The sequence below is a fragment of the Lentzea sp. DG1S-22 genome (genome assembly GCF_036321065.1).
In the GTDB taxonomy this organism is placed as follows: domain Bacteria; phylum Actinomycetota; class Actinomycetes; order Mycobacteriales; family Pseudonocardiaceae; genus Lentzea; species Lentzea jiangxiensis.
On sequence record NZ_CP143276.1, the window covers coordinates 6,936,217 to 6,950,969 of the forward strand.

Annotated in this window: 19 protein-coding genes; 4 read left to right on the forward strand and 15 right to left on the reverse strand. The window is 67.0% G+C overall.

Annotated features, from left to right (window positions below; genetic code table 11):
* Positions 1-39: 39 nt before the first annotated feature.
* Both V1227_RS32950 and V1227_RS32955 read right to left on the reverse strand, forming a co-directional pair.
* Positions 40-513 carry a GNAT family N-acetyltransferase gene (locus tag V1227_RS32950; protein ID WP_329789132.1) on the reverse strand — a complete coding sequence of 158 codons (474 nt, stop codon included), beginning with the start codon at positions 511-513 and terminating at the stop codon, positions 40-42.
* Positions 513-1,109, reverse strand: coding sequence for a histidine phosphatase family protein (locus V1227_RS32955; protein ID WP_329789133.1), 597 nt, complete (start codon positions 1,107-1,109; stop codon positions 513-515). The genes V1227_RS32950 and V1227_RS32955 overlap by 1 nt, the downstream gene beginning before the upstream one ends.
* 68 nt (positions 1,110-1,177) lie before the next feature.
* Between V1227_RS32955 and V1227_RS32960 the strand changes: the two genes are divergently transcribed.
* On the forward strand, positions 1,178-1,339 hold the full coding sequence (locus V1227_RS32960; protein ID WP_329789134.1) for a hypothetical protein: 162 nt from the start codon (positions 1,178-1,180) through the stop codon (positions 1,337-1,339).
* 183 nt (positions 1,340-1,522) lie between these two features.
* Complete coding sequence (locus tag V1227_RS32965; RefSeq protein ID WP_329789135.1) at positions 1,523-4,111, forward strand: hypothetical protein; 2,589 nt, start codon at positions 1,523-1,525, stop codon at positions 4,109-4,111.
* Between the two features lie 215 nt (positions 4,112-4,326).
* Here V1227_RS32965 and V1227_RS32970 read toward each other — a convergent pair whose 3' ends face one another.
* The 12 genes from V1227_RS32970 to V1227_RS33025 form a co-directional block, all read right to left on the reverse strand.
* Positions 4,327-5,589, reverse strand: a complete 1,263-nt coding sequence (locus V1227_RS32970; protein WP_329789136.1) for a tyrosine-type recombinase/integrase — start codon at positions 5,587-5,589, stop codon at positions 4,327-4,329.
* The gene (locus V1227_RS32975; RefSeq protein WP_319968535.1) at positions 5,589-5,771 is read right to left on the reverse strand and encodes a helix-turn-helix transcriptional regulator; all 183 of its coding nucleotides are present in this window, start codon (positions 5,769-5,771) and stop codon (positions 5,589-5,591) included. Before V1227_RS32975 ends, V1227_RS32970 begins: the two co-directional genes overlap by 1 nt.
* Positions 5,768-7,099: a replication initiator gene (locus V1227_RS32980; protein ID WP_329789137.1), complete on the reverse strand. Its 1,332-nt coding sequence runs from the start codon at positions 7,097-7,099 to the stop codon at positions 5,768-5,770. Before V1227_RS32980 ends, V1227_RS32975 begins: the two co-directional genes overlap by 4 nt.
* Before the next feature lie 83 nt (positions 7,100-7,182).
* Positions 7,183-7,974: a hypothetical protein gene (locus V1227_RS32985; protein ID WP_329789138.1), complete on the reverse strand. Its 792-nt coding sequence runs from the start codon at positions 7,972-7,974 to the stop codon at positions 7,183-7,185.
* Between the two features lie 8 nt (positions 7,975-7,982).
* The gene (locus V1227_RS32990) at positions 7,983-8,168 is read right to left on the reverse strand and encodes a hypothetical protein (protein WP_329789139.1); all 186 of its coding nucleotides are present in this window, start codon (positions 8,166-8,168) and stop codon (positions 7,983-7,985) included.
* On the reverse strand, positions 8,168-8,494 hold the full coding sequence (locus tag V1227_RS32995; protein ID WP_329789140.1) for a WhiB family transcriptional regulator: 327 nt from the start codon (positions 8,492-8,494) through the stop codon (positions 8,168-8,170). The genes V1227_RS32990 and V1227_RS32995 overlap by 1 nt, the downstream gene beginning before the upstream one ends.
* Entirely contained in the window at positions 8,491-8,952 is a 462-nt protein-coding gene (locus tag V1227_RS33000; protein WP_329789141.1) for a hypothetical protein, read from the reverse strand. Before V1227_RS33000 ends, V1227_RS32995 begins: the two co-directional genes overlap by 4 nt.
* Positions 8,953-9,000: 48 nt before the next feature.
* Entirely contained in the window at positions 9,001-10,158 is a 1,158-nt protein-coding gene (locus V1227_RS33005; protein ID WP_329789142.1) for an FtsK/SpoIIIE domain-containing protein, read from the reverse strand.
* A gap of 291 nt (positions 10,159-10,449) precedes the next feature.
* Complete coding sequence (locus V1227_RS33010; RefSeq protein WP_253322590.1) at positions 10,450-10,635, reverse strand: hypothetical protein; 186 nt, start codon at positions 10,633-10,635, stop codon at positions 10,450-10,452.
* A gap of 3 nt (positions 10,636-10,638) precedes the next feature.
* On the reverse strand, positions 10,639-10,905 hold the full coding sequence (locus V1227_RS33015) for a hypothetical protein (RefSeq protein ID WP_329789143.1): 267 nt from the start codon (positions 10,903-10,905) through the stop codon (positions 10,639-10,641).
* Positions 10,902-11,108, reverse strand: coding sequence for a hypothetical protein (locus V1227_RS33020; protein WP_329789144.1), 207 nt, complete (start codon positions 11,106-11,108; stop codon positions 10,902-10,904). The genes V1227_RS33015 and V1227_RS33020 overlap by 4 nt, the downstream gene beginning before the upstream one ends.
* Before the next feature lie 194 nt (positions 11,109-11,302).
* On the reverse strand, positions 11,303-11,671 hold the full coding sequence (locus tag V1227_RS33025) for a hypothetical protein (RefSeq protein ID WP_329789145.1): 369 nt from the start codon (positions 11,669-11,671) through the stop codon (positions 11,303-11,305).
* A gap of 138 nt (positions 11,672-11,809) precedes the next feature.
* Between V1227_RS33025 and V1227_RS33030 the strand changes: the two genes are divergently transcribed.
* Together V1227_RS33030 and V1227_RS33035 are read left to right on the forward strand one after the other, a co-directional pair.
* On the forward strand, positions 11,810-12,178 hold the full coding sequence (locus V1227_RS33030) for a winged helix-turn-helix domain-containing protein (protein WP_329789146.1): 369 nt from the start codon (positions 11,810-11,812) through the stop codon (positions 12,176-12,178).
* Between the two features lie 183 nt (positions 12,179-12,361).
* Positions 12,362-13,777: a hypothetical protein gene (locus V1227_RS33035; RefSeq protein WP_329789147.1), complete on the forward strand. Its 1,416-nt coding sequence runs from the start codon at positions 12,362-12,364 to the stop codon at positions 13,775-13,777.
* Here the strand turns inward: V1227_RS33035 and V1227_RS33040 are convergent.
* Positions 13,774-14,691, reverse strand: coding sequence for an aminoglycoside phosphotransferase family protein (locus tag V1227_RS33040; protein ID WP_329789148.1), 918 nt, complete (start codon positions 14,689-14,691; stop codon positions 13,774-13,776). The two genes, V1227_RS33035 and V1227_RS33040, sit on opposite strands and share 4 nt — an antisense overlap.
* Positions 14,692-14,753 lie beyond the last annotated feature (62 nt).

Below are 14,753 nucleotides of genomic sequence, written 5' to 3' on the forward strand. Positions count from 1 at the left end.
TTCCCGTTTCGTGAGCCTTTCGAGACCATTCGTCAACCTTCAGCGGGGAGAGCCGAGCTCCCTCAGCGCCTCGCCGGCCACCCGCATGACCGTCCACTCGTCCATCGGGACGGCACCGAGCTTCTTGTAGAAGCCGATGCTCGGCTCGTTCCAGTTGAGGACCCACCACTGGAACCGCGTGTAGCCCCTGGCGACGCACTCCTGTGCAAGTGCTTCCAGCAGCTGCCTGCCGATGCCGCTGCCGCGGTGCTCCGGCGTGACGTAGAGGTCCTCGAGGTAGATGCCGTGCACGCCGTCCCACGTCGAGAAGTTCAGGAACCACAACGCGATCCCGACGACCTCACCGTCCACTTCGGCCACGTGGCCGAACAGTGCGGGGCTGTCGTTGAACAGCGCGGTGTGCAACTGTTCCGACGTGAGGTGGCACTGCTCCGGCGCCTTCTCGTACAGCGCCAGCTCGTGCACCAGCCGCACGACCGCGTCGACGTCGCGCGGTTCCACCCTCCGGATCATCACACCTCCCAGGCGGGCACGTTGAGCCTGCGCACCTGCGGGTCGCCCCGCTCGTCGCCCAGCTGGCAGGTGCCGGCCGGGTCCAGTCCGAAGTGGACGCCCTGGTCGGGCGCCAGCCCGAGCCACGCGGCGATCAGCACGCGGCTGAAGTGCCCGTGCCCCACGAGCACGACGTCACCGCCGGGCAGGACCCTGCGCACGTCGCCGAGCACCTTGCGCGCCCGCTCCTGCACCTCCGCGTGCGTCTCCCCGTTGGGCATCGGGTGCGTCCACACCGTCCAGCCGGGAACCCGCTCGCGGATCTGCGGCGTGGTGATGCCCTCGTAGTCGCCGTAGTCCCACTCGGCCAGGTCCTCGGTCGTCCCGCTGATCTCCAGCCCGGCGAGCGCCGCCGTCCTGGTCGCGCGCTGCCGCGGGCTCGTCAGCACGAGCGCCGGCGCCTGGTCCGTGCCTCTCAGCCGGGCGAGCGTCGCGCCCGCCCGGCGTGCCTGCTGCTCGCCCTCGGGCGTCAGTTCGATGTCAGTGCGTCCCGTGTGCCTGCCGCTCTCGGACCACTCGGTCTGGCCGTGGCGCAGCAGGTAGAGGTGGGTGCTCACCTGTTCGATCCTAAGCAGTGACGGGGCCCACGTTTGGACGAGTCCACCTTTGAGGTACCCCACCCCCCATGACCGCCGAGCACCCCGACCACGGCGCACCCGATGAAGTCGACGCCCGGGAGATCCGCGAGGCCTTCGGGGTCCGCGTCGCCCGCATCCGGACGGAGCTGACCTCCACCTGGAACAAGCTGCGCCAGAACGAGCGGGACGGCGACATCAGAGGCCGTTGAGGCTCGCCGTCGGCTGGTCCGGTAGTGCACTTATAGGGAAAATCTCTCGGCGTTGGGCCGAACGGCGCACGACACCCGGCTGTTTGTCGTTTCGGATGGCAGATTCCCGCCGGTAACGCCTCCCGGACGCGGTGAGGCCTCGCTAGAACGGAGTGGATCGTCCTTTTCGAGGGGGACCCGCTCATGCGTCGCACAGTCGCGCTCTTGGTACCTGTCCTGCTGGCCGCGGTCCTCCCCGCGCTGCCCGCCTCGGCCGCACCGCAACCGCCCTCGTCCGGCTGGACCGTCTCCGGTGACGAGATCCGCTGGACCACGGCCACGCCGATGCCGGTGCTCGACGCCGGCGTGGAGTTCTGGGAGGGCGACCGGTTCCTCGGCCGGGCCCGGGAGTCGGCGGACCTGCGCTCGTTCACGGTGAGAGCGGCTCCGCGGGACCCGGCGGCGCTGCAGGTGCGGTCGGTGGGCAAGCGCCTGGACGTGGTGGAGCCGTCGCCGCCCGCGCTGTCCGCGCCCGCGCTGCCCGCGTCGCTGCCGGAAGCGGCGGTGGACCCCGGCGAGCCCGGGCCGTACGCCACGGAGGCCGGAGAGTACGCGCTCGACCCGGTCAGGCTGCCCGGCTACGTGACGCCGATCGAGATGGAGGCCGTCGTCGTCGCGCCGAAGGGTGCCGAGGGCGACCGGCCACTCGTGCTCTTCCTGCACGGCAGGCACTTCACCTGCTACAGCAAGACGGACCCGGACCAGATCAGCCTCGACTGGCCGTGCCCCGGCGGGCTGACGTCCGTGCCGAGCCACCGCGGTTACCTGGAAGCGCAGGAACTGCTGGCATCGCAGGGGTACCTGACGGTGTCGATCTCCGCCAACGGCATCAACGCCCAGGACGCGTCGACCGCCGACGCGGGGGCGCAGGCGAGGTCGTCGCTGGTGCGCCACCACCTCGCGAAGTGGGCCGGCTGGTCGGGGGCCGGACGCACCTCGGCGCCCGGCGCGGTGAAGGCGTTGCCCGCGGCGGACATGTCGAAGGTGCTGCTCGTGGGCCACTCGCGCGGCGGCGAGGGCGTCAACCGCGCCGCCACCGACAGCCTCACCCCGCCGCCCGGCGACACGGGGTTCGACGGGCCGGTGCGCTGGAGCATCCGCGGCGACGTGCTGATCGGGCCGACGATCTTCGGCCACAACACGGCGCCGGACGTGCCGTCGGTGACGTTCCTGCCGGGCTGCGACGGTGACGTGTCCGACCTGCAGGGGCAGATGTTCCTGGACCAGACGCGCGGCCTGAGCCGCGGCGAGGCGCTGCACAGCGCGCTCTACATGGTCGGCGCGAACCACAACTACTTCAACAGCGAATGGACCCCCGGCCAGGCCGAGGCGCCTGCGTTCGACGACTTCTGGCCGGGCCAGCAGCCCGATCCGATCTGCACGCCGGGCGCGCCGACCAGGCTGACCGCGCAGCAGCAGCAAACCGCCGGTGCGACCTACGTCGCGGCGTCCGCGGCCCTGTTCCTGGCCGGTGACCAGTCGGTCCTGCCGCTGCTCGACGGCACGGGTGTCCGCGCGCCGTCCGCCGACCCCGCCCGCGTGCTCTCCCACGCCCTCGGCGCCGGCCGCCGGCCGTTCGTGGTGCCGGACGGTTCCACCGCGGCCACCGGCTCGGCGCGGGTGTGCGAGCAGGTCTCGCGCGACGCGGCCGTCACGTGCAGCACCGCCCGTTCCCCGCACTTCGTCGGCTTCCGCTTCGCCTCGGTGCAACCCGAACGCCTGGCGGTGGCGCTGAAGTGGTCGGCCGCGGGGCAGGCCGGTCTCGTCACGCCCGCCGCCCCGGTGTCCCTGGCCGGCTCCACCGACCTGGCGGTGCGCCTCGCGGTCCCGGGGAACGCCGCGGCTGCGAGGTTCGGTGTCGTCTTGAACGACCAGAGTGGACGGAAGCACACGCTGGGTTCCGTTTCAGCGGCGGGACTTCCGTCCTCGGAACGCACGAGCTCGTTGTGGGCTCAGGAAGTCCGGGTGCCGCTGCCGTCCGGGCTCGGGCAGGTCGCGTCGCTGGAACTGGTGCCCGAGTCGGCCTCCGGCGAGGCGTGGTTGATCGACGCCTACGGTTGGAGCAAGGGGCTCGTCCCCGTGACACCCGTGCGCGTGCCTCGGGTCGACGCCACCCTCGTCGCGGTGGACGAGGGCAACTCCGGCACGCAGACGCACAACATGGTCGTCACCGCCGATGGTGACGGCACGCGCGTGATCCGGTTGTTCTACACCGAAGCGCAGACGCCGAAGACCCGGCTGGTGACGCTGGCGCCCGGCCGGAACCGCGCCGAGGTGCCGCTCACGTTCGCCGGCAACACCAGGTGGAGCAGCGACGTCCTCAACACCGTCGCGGTGCAGGCGATCTCCAACGCCGTGGTCGGTTCGGCGGTCGGCGGCCTGCTGGTGCGCAACGACGACCAGGCGCCCCGGATCACGGCGACCCCCGTCACCGGCAGCGTGGCCGAGGGCGGTGCGTTGAAGTGGAAGCTGACGCTGTCCGAGGCCGCTGACTCGGCGTTCTCGGTCAGCGGCGTGCCGCTGGCGCCCGCCTCCGGCACCGAACTGTCCACAGCGGACGTCAACGCCGACTGGCTGCTCCGCAACTCCGGGGAGGCGGCGCTGCCCTCACGACCGCTGTCGGCCACCCGGCTCGAGCTGTACGTGTCGATCCCGGCCGGGCAGACGTCCGCCGAGGTGCCGGTGCCGACCGTGACCGACACCTCGGCGGAGGGCGGGAGTCGGTGCGGCTGAGGTTCACCGGGGTGTCGCCCACCGGCGTCGAGTTCGAGGTGACCGGGGAGGTCACCGAGGCGGCGTGACGCTGTGTCGGTGGTCGCCGCAGACGCGGAACGGCGCCGCTCCCCGAGGGGAAGCGGCGCCGTTCGCGGCAGACCGGGAAGGGCTCAGCCCTGCTTGGTCTCCCAGAAGATCTTGTCGATTTGTCCGGGAACATGCCCTGATCTGCGCTAATGGGTCTCGGCGGGGACTTGGGCCGTCTCCGGGCCGTCACTGTGGAGTTGGGCCAGGAACCCATCGATCACGCCCTTGGTCCGCGGGATGTTCTCGGGGATGAGGTGCGTGTACGTCGCAAGGGTGAACGCGGGGTCCGCGTGCCCGAGCAGTTCCGACACGGTCTTGATCGACTCGCCGCCGTCGAGCAGGACCGAGGCGTACAGGTGGCGCAGGTCGTGCATGCCGTTTTCGTACCGGCCTGCGGGCACTCCTGCCCCGACGAGTGCGGGCTTCCAGTAGTTCCGGTCGAAGTCGTTCGCCCGGATCGGGAGGCCCCTCATCGACGTCATGATCAGCTCGACCGTCACCAGCGGACCGTCGGGCGTCTCCCACGGCAAGGTGATCGGGACCGGCGGGAACCGCTCCATGTGTTCGTCGATCGAGCGCTCGACGTGGTCCGGCAGTGGAACGGTGCGGGTCTTCTTGTTCTTGGGCAATGCGAAGACGAGCGTGTTCCTCACGGTCTTGATCTGCCGGACGATGCGCACCTCTCGCGCTCTGCGGTCGATGTCTTCCACCGCGACGCCGAAGCACTCACCCTGGCGCATGCCGAGCCCCGCACCGAGGTTTGTCCCGACTCGAAAGCGCTCGGGCAAGCCCCGTCGAACGGCCGAGACTCGCGAGGCCGGCCACGGCACGATCTTCTTCTTGGTCGGCTTCGGCTTCTTGATCGACTTGCCCTCACACGGATTCTTGTCGATCACTTCGTCGTCGACCGCAGCGTTCATGACCGCCGACAGGTTCATGAACAGCGTGTGCCGGTACCGGTCCGACAGCTTGTCCTTGCGGAGCTTGCTGTCCCAAGACCTCAGTGACGATGCGTTGATCTCATCGAGCGGCATTTCACCGAGGTGCGGGAAGATGTGCTTCCCGAAACGCATCTCCAGGATCTCCCGCGAGGCTTCATCCATGTCGTGATCGGCGATGTAGTCCGACGCGAACGGCTTCAGAAGAGGCATCCCCTTGGACTTCTTGGAAGCTTGCGGAGACTCGTAGATCCCAAGCGTGATCTTCGCTTCGGTTGTGTTGATCCACTCCTGAGCGGCCTTGTCCTGACCGTCCGCGAAGCTCTCGGAGATCTCGCCGCCGTCAGGCCCGATCACCCGAGCCCGGTAGCGCTTCCCAACGCCGCATCGCGAAGTTGGTTGCTGCACAGTCTTCTTGGGGTTGCTCGGGTCCTTGACGGAGGTGAACCAGCGGTCCTGTACGTGGCCCATCACGCCACCTCCGCCGGTTGAGCCTGAAACCAGGCTCGAACCTCATCTGGGTCCCACCGGATGTGCTTACCGACTCGTCTTCCCTTGGGGCCGTACTTCTTGGTGCGCCATCCGTAGACGGTGGCAACCGTGACCTGGAGGTAGTTGGCTACTTCTGCGATGTCCCAAAGTTGTTGGCTCATGCTGCTGTTTCCCTTTCGTACTTGCGTAGGCGTTGAGCTCGGACCCTTTCGGCGATGCCGGCGGCGAGTTCGCGTTCCGCGTCGTTGTCGTAGCCGGATCCGGAGTACTGCCAGTCGTTGACGACGACCACGGCCGCAGGATCGAGTTCGAGGCGTTCGAACATTTCGAGCTTCCGGAACGTCCTCCGCTCCTCGCGGATGGAGCGGAAGGTGGTCGAGTAGTGCTTGGACTTGGTGAGGAAGTGGCCGCGGAACCCGAGCATGTGCGCCCACTTGCGCAGGTTCAGTTCCTCGAAGTCGGCCAGGCCGCCGAGGTCCCACGCGGTCTGCACCATCCGCCGGTGGTGCTCGGAGATCTGAAGTACGTCGATGTCCAGCTGGGAACGGATCGGCCGGTCCGCCGTGTCCTTCGCTCCCGTGCCCTTGGTGGCGTACTTGGCGACGTAGCCCGCCAGCCGGGCCTCACTGATCTCGCCGGACTCGTCTTCCACCTGGGAGCCGCGGATTCCTTTGGTGTCGACCTGTTCGCCCCACAGCAGGCGCAGCGCCGAGCCGTCCGGCCGCGTGGTGTCGATCCGCACCGCTCGAGCAGCCGCCTTGATGCAGTCGCCGAGCAGTTCGGCCGTGGCCCAGGCCGGGGTGGGGTCGTGCGGCCCGTCGGGTCCGTCGACGCGCACGACGGCGTGGAAGTGGACGAGGCCCCGCCTCTGGTATTCGGCGACCTTGGCGTACGACAGCCGAGCGTGGTCCTTGAACTCGGAGACCTTCAGGCCGGCCGCGCTAGCGAGCTTGCGGCGCAGCGCGATCGTGAACCGGTGCCACAGCTTGCCCGCGTGTGCCTGCCAGAGGACCGCGCCGGTGTAGTCATAGGTGCCGGGGTCGACGGCACCACCGGTGCGGGGATCGTCGCCGTGGTGCCACTCACCGCAGCCCGTACAGGGCCGGACCTTGCCGGTCGTGGCGATCGGGCGGTTGTGGACCGGGCCGAACGACGGCGCGGTGAGCGTCGCGAATACACGAGGCTTCTCAGACACCGTCTCGGGGACGCCCTTGGAGCCACCGGCCAGGCCAGCGTGCATCAGGTGGTAAGCGTCGGCCGCGTACCGGTCGGAGCAGGCCGGGCAGACCGACTCGCGGCGGTTGCCGCACGGGACCATGACGTCCCCGCCGATGTGCTCGATCAGCCCGCCGTTGAGGTCCTGGAGTTGGAAGGCGCCGGACAACCGGATGGGTGCGGCGCAACCACCGATCGCGGTCACCCGGTCTCGCCATGCCCGGAAGTCGACCGCCTTTACTCGCGCGGTGATGCGGTCTTCCAGGGTGATCACGGGCGCCCTCCTTATCGTTGCGGGAAAACGAAAAGCGGGGCATGACCGGTCTTCTGGTCATGCCCCGCGTGGTTGAGATGGGTTCAGGCTGCGAGTTGCGCAGCGAGCCGCGCGGCGTACTCCTCAGGCACGTTGAGCGCGTCTTGGATGTCTTGCGCGGTGAGCGCTCGACCCTCCGCGTGAACCTCGTTCGCTTTGGCGTCCAGCGCACCTTGCAGGTGTCCGGGAAGCCTCAGAGCGGTTCGAGCGGGTGCCGCTTGGGTGACAGCGCTCGGAGGGGTGGACGTCGGCGCAGGAACGATCTCAGCGACCTTGTCACGGGCGGCGTTGCAGCGTGCCTGGATCACCGGCATGACTTCGGCGAGCAGGAACACCACGAGCGGGATCGCTAGGTGCAGGAACACCATCCCGGCGTTGATCTGCCCGTCCGGTGGCCGCAGTGACGACCACACGTTGGTGACGAGCGTTGCGCCGAGCAGCACCCGCTTGAGCCACTTGACCGGTCGGTCATCGACGGCCAGGCCGTGAGCGAGCATCTGCGCTTCCCACCGCAGGAGCGTGATCAGGATTCCGGCGAAGGCCGGTTCCACCAGCCACGCGCCCCACCACATCGGGTCAGAAGGCCCGAGGTGTCCGGCGAGGAATGCTTGCACGCCGGTCGCGGTGAAGCCGAGACCGCAGGTCAGGAAGCACCACATGGAGCGGGTCACCGAGACCCGGAACCGGTCCGCCTGCACGGCCGCCAGCAATGGGTTCGCGGTGAGCTTGTGGATGTCCTGCGCCTCATCGAGCTGTGCCCGCAGCCGCCGAACTGTCCGAGTTTCGCGCGGTTCCTCGGACTCGGTTTCGGTGCTGTGCTTGGACTTCTCGGACACCAGGCCACCTACTCCCCGTGTGCTGCCTTGAGGAGCAGGCACCCCAGCCACAGCAGTTCGACCGCGAGCACCAGGCACCCGATGAAGCCGAACAACAGGTACATGCAGATCAGGGAGGTCACGACGGCGGCTGCCATGTGCGCGATGCGGACGAAGCCGCGGAGATTGATCGGGACAGCGAGCACGAGCTTCATCAGGCCACGTCCTTTGCGTTCCTGGCGGGGTAGTGGATGCGGCGCCGATCAGCGCCGGTGAGGCCGCCGACGACGCCGGAGGCGTTGGCACGGAACCGGGGACTGGTGGCTTCCCAGTCCAGTTGGTCCTGGCGGCACTCGGTGAGGACTGGGCAGGACGCGCACACCTTCTTCGCGGCGGCGATTCGGCCGGCGGTGTCGAACAGGCTCGGATCGGAGCCAGCGCAGGCGGCCCGTTCACGCCAGGCAGGCGGTCCGTCAGTCGGTCCGAACAGGACCCGCATCAACACCCGGTAGCCGAAGGCTTCAGCGTCGTTGTTCGTCATGCCGCCACCGCCAGCCGGGGAGCGGACTTTCGCGCGGCCTGGACGACCTGGGCGACTTCATCGAAGGTGACCTGTTCCGGCGTGCACACCGACAACCGGAAGGCTTTGGCGAGCACCGCCCCGGAGCCGGACTTGACCTTGCCGCCCAGATCGACCACCGAGGCCGAGGCAGCGAGGCCGAGCGTGACCCCAGAGGCAGTGCGGCCGGTCGCCGAGACCGAGAGGGTTCCTGCGGCTTGCAGGGTCCAGGTCAGTTCGACTCCGTGGAGCGAGGCCGCCCAGACCAGCAGGCAGGCGAGCCGATCGGGTGCGGTGCCGGAGGTGAATTCGGCGTGCACCGAGCCGGAGGGCGTGGAGATGACCAGCCGGTCCGGCCGGGGCAAGCCGAGAGTGCGGATGTGGCCGCGGACTGCGCGGAGCAGGCCGTCGAGGCGGCGAGGGGCGTTGTTTTCGGGCATGGTGAGGCCTCCACAATTAGTGGCGAAAAGTTGTGGGGTGAAGGAAAGTCAGGCGATCGAGCGAAGCGAGCCGGTCTGTCCGTCGCGGACGAACTCCACGAGTTCGCGGATGTTCTCGTCCGTCGTGTATGCCGCGCGGACTCGACGGGGAACGCGTGAGCGTTCGTCGGTGCGGTAGCCGATGCCGGCGGTTTCAGGAACGGCCGGGATCTGGTCAGCGATCGCACCTCGTTCGCGTGCGCCTTCACCCAGCACCATGTCCGGGTGCGTTGGTGACGTGGTGCGCAGGCAGATGCGGTTGGGGAACAGGTCCCGGATCTTCAGCGTGTCCTTGTCCGGTTCCTGGATGTAGGCGTCCGCCACGTGGTTGGTCGCCCGTCCCATCGAGGTTCCGCGAGCCAGCAGGCCCGTGATCTCGCGGGCGTACTCCGGCCGGTAGGCGACCAGCGATGCGATTTCGTCCACGATCAACAGGTTGAGCGGGTACTCACGCGACGGCTGTACCGACCGAAGTCCTGCCCGCTGCATTCGTTTCTGGGTGCGCTCCATGTCGTCCACCCACTTCTCGATCAGCTCCAGGCACTCGCCCGCGTCATCGGCGTAGCGGTTCTCCGTGATCGGCTTGATGGCCGCGAACTCCAGGTACTTCGGGTCGCAGACCCACAGGCGGACGATGCCGTCCCTGATCAGCGGAGCCATCGACCGCAGCTTGGCGAACGCCAGCGAGTTCTTGCCCGACCCGGTTCCGCCCGCCGTGAGGGTGTGCGTGCCCTGGACGGGTTCGGTCCAGTCGCCGCCGTACTCGTCCTCACCCAGCAGCACCGCCCGCAGGTCCACGTCTTCGGAGTGCTCGGGCATGTCCGGCGCGGGGATGATCTCCGTGAACGGTTCGTCCCGTTGGACGACGAGTGCCACGTAGCCGGGCTTCACCAGCTCGATTGCGACGCGTTCGGCCTCCATCGCGTGCGCCAGCTCTTCGGCCTGGCGGGCGAAGTGCATCGGTGACTGGCCCTTGGCCAGCTTCACCAACACGGTGTCGATCGACGGCGAGTACGACCGGACTCGCACCACGCGCGGGTAATTCGTGACCTTCTTCCGGCGGTGCTCGGTGGTCAGCTTGTGCACGTCCATCAGATCCCGCCAGCGGCCACCGACGTAGGCCCCGAACCACCGCCGCTGCCAGGCTCGCAGTGTCGGAGCGGCCAAGGTGTCGAACGAGTCCGGGTGACCCCGGTACCAAAGCCCAGTCGCACCAGCTGCGCCGCCGAGGACGTAGCCCGTGACGGTCGGGCCAAGCGTGCAGGCGCCGGCCGCGACGGCGGACGGGGCGAGCATCCATTCCGGATTCCTGGCCAGCCATCGCGCCGCGCGGAACTCGGCGGCCACGACGCGCTTGCTTGCGTTCCATTTCCAACCCATTGCTTTGCTCCTAAGGGATGCGCGACGGCCGACCCTCGAACGTGTCGAAGATCGGCCGCCGCGTTGGTCAGTGCGGATTCAGTTGTTGGGCAGTTGCCCGCGGGCGTAGGACGCCTCCGTGGTCAGCACGCTGACCGAGCGGACGAACCGGCGCCGCAAGTCCGTGAAGCCCTCACGGCGAACCGGGATGCCGTCCATCGCCGTACGGAGCTGCTTCATCGCCTGGTCCAGGTTGGACACGGCGTTGTCGAGCTGGTGAGACATCGATCAGGCTCCCCACTCTTTGGCCTTCAAATTGATTTCGTGTCGCTTGGCCTGCTCCCGGAGCGCACTGAGGTCGTTCCGCGCGGTCCGCAGGTAGCCCTTGAGTTCGTCGGGTTTCGCGACCCGCCAGCCACCGGCCTTGCCGGGCTTCTCGCTCATCCGGTTGATGAGCTTTTCCAGCGGTACCAACAACTCCTCAACGAAGTCCATCGCGCCGACGAACGAGCCGTACCGCTGCTGGGCACGGTCGTTCAACATCTCTTGGATCAACTGGCCAACCTCTCAGTCCTCGTGTCGCCCACGTAGATGAAGCGGTACAGCGCTAGCTGCAACTCGACGTGGTCTTGGGGGCTGTTGCCGATACTTGGAAAGCCGTGCCTTGCAAGCACATCGGCTACGTCGCAAACGAACCCGAACGTGAAGCGAGGGTCGTTCGTATCGGTGAGTGCGAGCGGGTACGAGCGCTCATCCATGCTGAATCTCCTTTCGGAAGGCACGGCGAACCCAGGAACAAACGTCATACCTGGATTCACCGAATCTCCCGGAGCACCTGAAATGCTCCGGATTTAGGCATGGTTCGACTCACTTTGTAATTCTCAAAGAACAAATTGAGTGCCCTGGCCCGACTCGAAGCGGGCGACCGGCCTACCGGGCAGGGCTTGCGGGACTAAGCCGCGGGAGCGGACACGACCCGCGCCGCAGGGGTAAGACCGTCCGCCTTGAACCACAGGCCGGAAGCGGTGATCTTTCCGTCCTCCCCGCGCATCTCGTAGGTGTTGATCACGGGGTTGATCAGCTCGACGTAGTCGCCTTCCTCGAACCCCTCGCCGGGGTCACGGGGCAGGTTGACCTTGATCTCTTCACCCTTGGACTTACGCCGTCCCTCCGTAGGGCGAGCCTTGGCGAACAGCACCACCACAAACTGCTCTTCGTTCGTGTGGCGGTCGACCACGGGCACCATCTGGCCGCCGTCGAGTTCGCGCATCTTTACGCAGGGCGCTTCGGTGATCAGGAGCTTGTAGTGGGACAGGATCACGGGGATGTCGTTCAGAGCCATGTCGTACCTCCGATGTAGAACGACTGATGCATATCAATGTAGTGCAGTATGGATCGGATGGCATAGTCCAATCGGGTGATCTGTAGCAGTGTGGGTCAGTGAAGTTAGGCTGATGTCGTGAGCGACCAGCCAGGACTAGCTGCGTACCAGCGAGTTGTCGAAGCGGTGAAGAGAGACATCCGGTCCGGCGTCCTGGAAGTGGGCGCCCGCCTTCCCGGTCACCGCAAGCTCGCCGAGCAACACGGCGTCGCACTCGGGACCGCGCAGAAGGCTGTGCAGATCCTTGAGTCCGACGGCTGGGTGATCTCGCAGCCCGCCGTAGGCGTCTTCGTTCAGGAGCCGCCGTCGGAAGATCGAAACCCGGTCACGATCGAGACGGTCATTCGGCAGCTCGATCAGTTGCAGGCGGCGGTCTTGCATCTGACTGAGCGTGTCGAGCAGCTCGAAGCCGTCGACGACGCTCGATCTGTTCCACCTTCTCAGTGACCCTCGTTATGGCGATCTGCAACTGACGAAGCCTGCGGCTGATGAATTCCAGGTCATCCGGCGTTCTGTTCATGTACACATAGAACGCCAGGTGAGGGGGTGCATTGCAGTGTGCTCAAGGGGGTGCATTGGTGCACGGAGGGGGTGCACTGGAGGTGCACAGCGTGCCAGCGCGGTGATCAGTTGACCGGGAACAACGAGCCGAACAAGCTTCTAGCTGCGGTGATGTCGGAAGCCGACATGAGCAACAAGGGGCTTGCCGCACGAGTTCGGGAACTCGCCCAACGCGACGGTCAGACGATCTCGGCTGATCATGTGTCGGTTCGCCGTTGGCTTGACGGGACGCGGCCCAAGGCGGCGACTCAGAACTACATCGCACTTGCTCTCGGCGCCAAGCTGGGTCGGCGCGTCGACCTGGCGGAGATCGGCTTCAACGGCGGACTGCAGACCGTTGGCCCCGATGCGACAGAGCACGGCGCCGAGTACCCGCCGAGTGCGGACGCCGCCGTTGACCTGATGAGCCAGCTCACCGCGGCTGACCTCGAAGACCAGCCTGCCCTTGTGCGTTCTCAGTGGGCGCAGGAGGCGACGCCGAGCATCATCACCGGCTACATGTTCGGCGACTCGTTGCACGTGGCGGATGCGGACGAGCTGCGCCGAGGTGGGGGAGCGGCGGCATCGGCGATTCGTGCGACAGCAGCGAACCTGATGGACCTGGACTTCCGGTACGGGGGCGGGCACGTCCGGAAGATGCTGCTCTTCTATTTCAAGACCGAGATCACTCCGCTTCTGCAAGGCACTCACACCGAGCCGGAGCGGCGCGACCTGTTCAGTGCAGCCGCGGAGGTCGCACAGCTCCTCGGGTGGAGCGCCTACGACGCAGGCCGTCACGGAGCAGCGCAGCGGTACTTCGTTCAGGGACTCCGGCTTGCTCGCGAAGCTCAAGACCACGTTTTGGGCGGAAGGCTGCTCGCGAACCTCAGCCACCAGGCGAACTATCTCGGGCGCTTCAACGACGCCGTCCAGTTCGCGCGCGCGGCCCAGGGTTCGACCATCGGTAAGGCCACGCCGGCGGTTACCGCGATGTTCCTCGCGATGGAAGCGAGGGCATTGGCGAGCAACGGCCAGGCGCGCGAGTTCGCCCGCGTGATGCACGAGGCTGAGCGCTTCTTCAGCCAGCACGTCCCCGACGACGAGCCGCCGTGGATCAGCTACTTCAACGCCGAGGAGCTCGCGGGGGAGGCCGCCCACGGCTTCCGCGACCTCAAACAGCCGGAGAAGGCCAGGCTCTACGCCGCGCAAGCCATCGCGCCCGACGACACTCCGCCGCGGACGCGAGCCTTCATCGGCATGGTCTCGGCCGCCGGGGCGCTCACGAACGGCGACCTGGAGGAAGCCGTGGACCTGGCGATCGACGCGGTAGACCTTGCTGGTCCGCTGCAATCCAGCAGGTATGTGCGCTACCTGACCGACTTCCATGCGCAACTCGCGGCGCTACACGCAAACGATCACCGCACGCGCCTGTTCGTCGAGCGGGTGATTCGGCACTACCCAGGCCTCGACCTAGGGACCGCCACTCTGCTGACACGGATCGCTTAGAAAGGCTGCCACGGCTCCGTTGCATGGCCGGTCCGCATGGTCTCGATCCGCGTGGCGTACTCGGCAGCGATCTCTTCGGACTCGTCAATGTTCTGCATGATCCACGTGGTCATCTTGATCTCGTGCGTGGCTTGCAGGACCTTGAAGCCGTCCCACTGCGTCACGTCGTGGCCGTAGGCCTCACAGAACTTGCGGTACTCGTCCGCTGTCCACCAGCCAGCGGACAGATACTCGGTCGCCGTCATCGCCAAGTCCCACTCCGGTTGGCCCCACGAGAAGCGCTCGAAGTCGATCAGGATCGCTGCACCGTCGCTGATCATCAAGTTCTGGACGTGTGCATCCCCATGGATTGCCGTCGGTTCAAGCGGGAACTCGAGCGCGTTGATCTCGTCACGAAGTTCAGCGACCCTGTTCAGCAGGAAACGCTTGTCAGCATCTGGCACGCTGGCGGATTCGATCCGAGGCTGGACGCGCGCGAGGATGTCTTGCTCCGGCAGGTCGAACGTTGTCGGGCGAGGCGTTTCGTGCAGCTTCAGCAGCAGGCGGCCCAGGGCGCCGACATCGTCGCGTCCGCCGTTGCGACCGTCGATGTAGCTCCAGAACGTCACCGGATACCCGGAGACCGAGATCGGCTGGTCGAGGTCGTACAACCGTGCGGCGGGCAAGCCACTTTCAGCGAGCCAGTTGGCAACCGCCACTTCCTTGACTGCGTCGTCCCAGTGGTCGTGGTTCCGGGCGATGCGCACAACCGCGGACGAATTCGGGAGGTGGAACAGAGCATTCTCACCCAGCCGCATCAAGCGCGCATCGGCCGAGTCGATTCCCGTGTGGGCGGAAGCCGCCTCCAGCACAGCAGACACAAGACCGGAGCTGAAAGGTCCGTCTGGGATGTCTGCTTCAAGCACGTTGTGCACCCCGTCCACGCTAGAGGTTCGGTTTTTGGCCCGCCAGGCTCTACTAGGTGCCCGAAGGGGTC

Excerpts from the sequence above, each read along its gene's own strand:
- V1227_RS32950 (WP_329789132.1), bottom strand. The coding sequence starts at position 513 with ATGATCCGGAGGGTGGAACCGCGCGACGTCGACGCGGTCGTGCGGCTG.
- V1227_RS32960 (WP_329789134.1), top strand. The coding sequence starts at position 1,178 with ATGACCGCCGAGCACCCCGACCACGGCGCACCCGATGAAGTCGACGCC.
- V1227_RS32965 (WP_329789135.1), top strand. The coding sequence starts at position 1,523 with ATGCGTCGCACAGTCGCGCTCTTGGTACCTGTCCTGCTGGCCGCGGTC.
- V1227_RS32970 (WP_329789136.1), bottom strand. The coding sequence starts at position 5,589 with ATGGGCCACGTACAGGACCGCTGGTTCACCTCCGTCAAGGACCCGAGC.
- V1227_RS32975 (WP_319968535.1), bottom strand. The coding sequence starts at position 5,771 with ATGAGCCAACAACTTTGGGACATCGCAGAAGTAGCCAACTACCTCCAG.
- V1227_RS32990 (WP_329789139.1), bottom strand. The coding sequence starts at position 8,168 with ATGAAGCTCGTGCTCGCTGTCCCGATCAATCTCCGCGGCTTCGTCCGC.
- V1227_RS32995 (WP_329789140.1), bottom strand. The coding sequence starts at position 8,494 with ATGACGAACAACGACGCTGAAGCCTTCGGCTACCGGGTGTTGATGCGG.
- V1227_RS33000 (WP_329789141.1), bottom strand. The coding sequence starts at position 8,952 with ATGCCCGAAAACAACGCCCCTCGCCGCCTCGACGGCCTGCTCCGCGCA.
- V1227_RS33010 (WP_253322590.1), bottom strand. The coding sequence starts at position 10,635 with ATGTCTCACCAGCTCGACAACGCCGTGTCCAACCTGGACCAGGCGATG.
- V1227_RS33020 (WP_329789144.1), bottom strand. The coding sequence starts at position 11,108 with ATGGATGAGCGCTCGTACCCGCTCGCACTCACCGATACGAACGACCCT.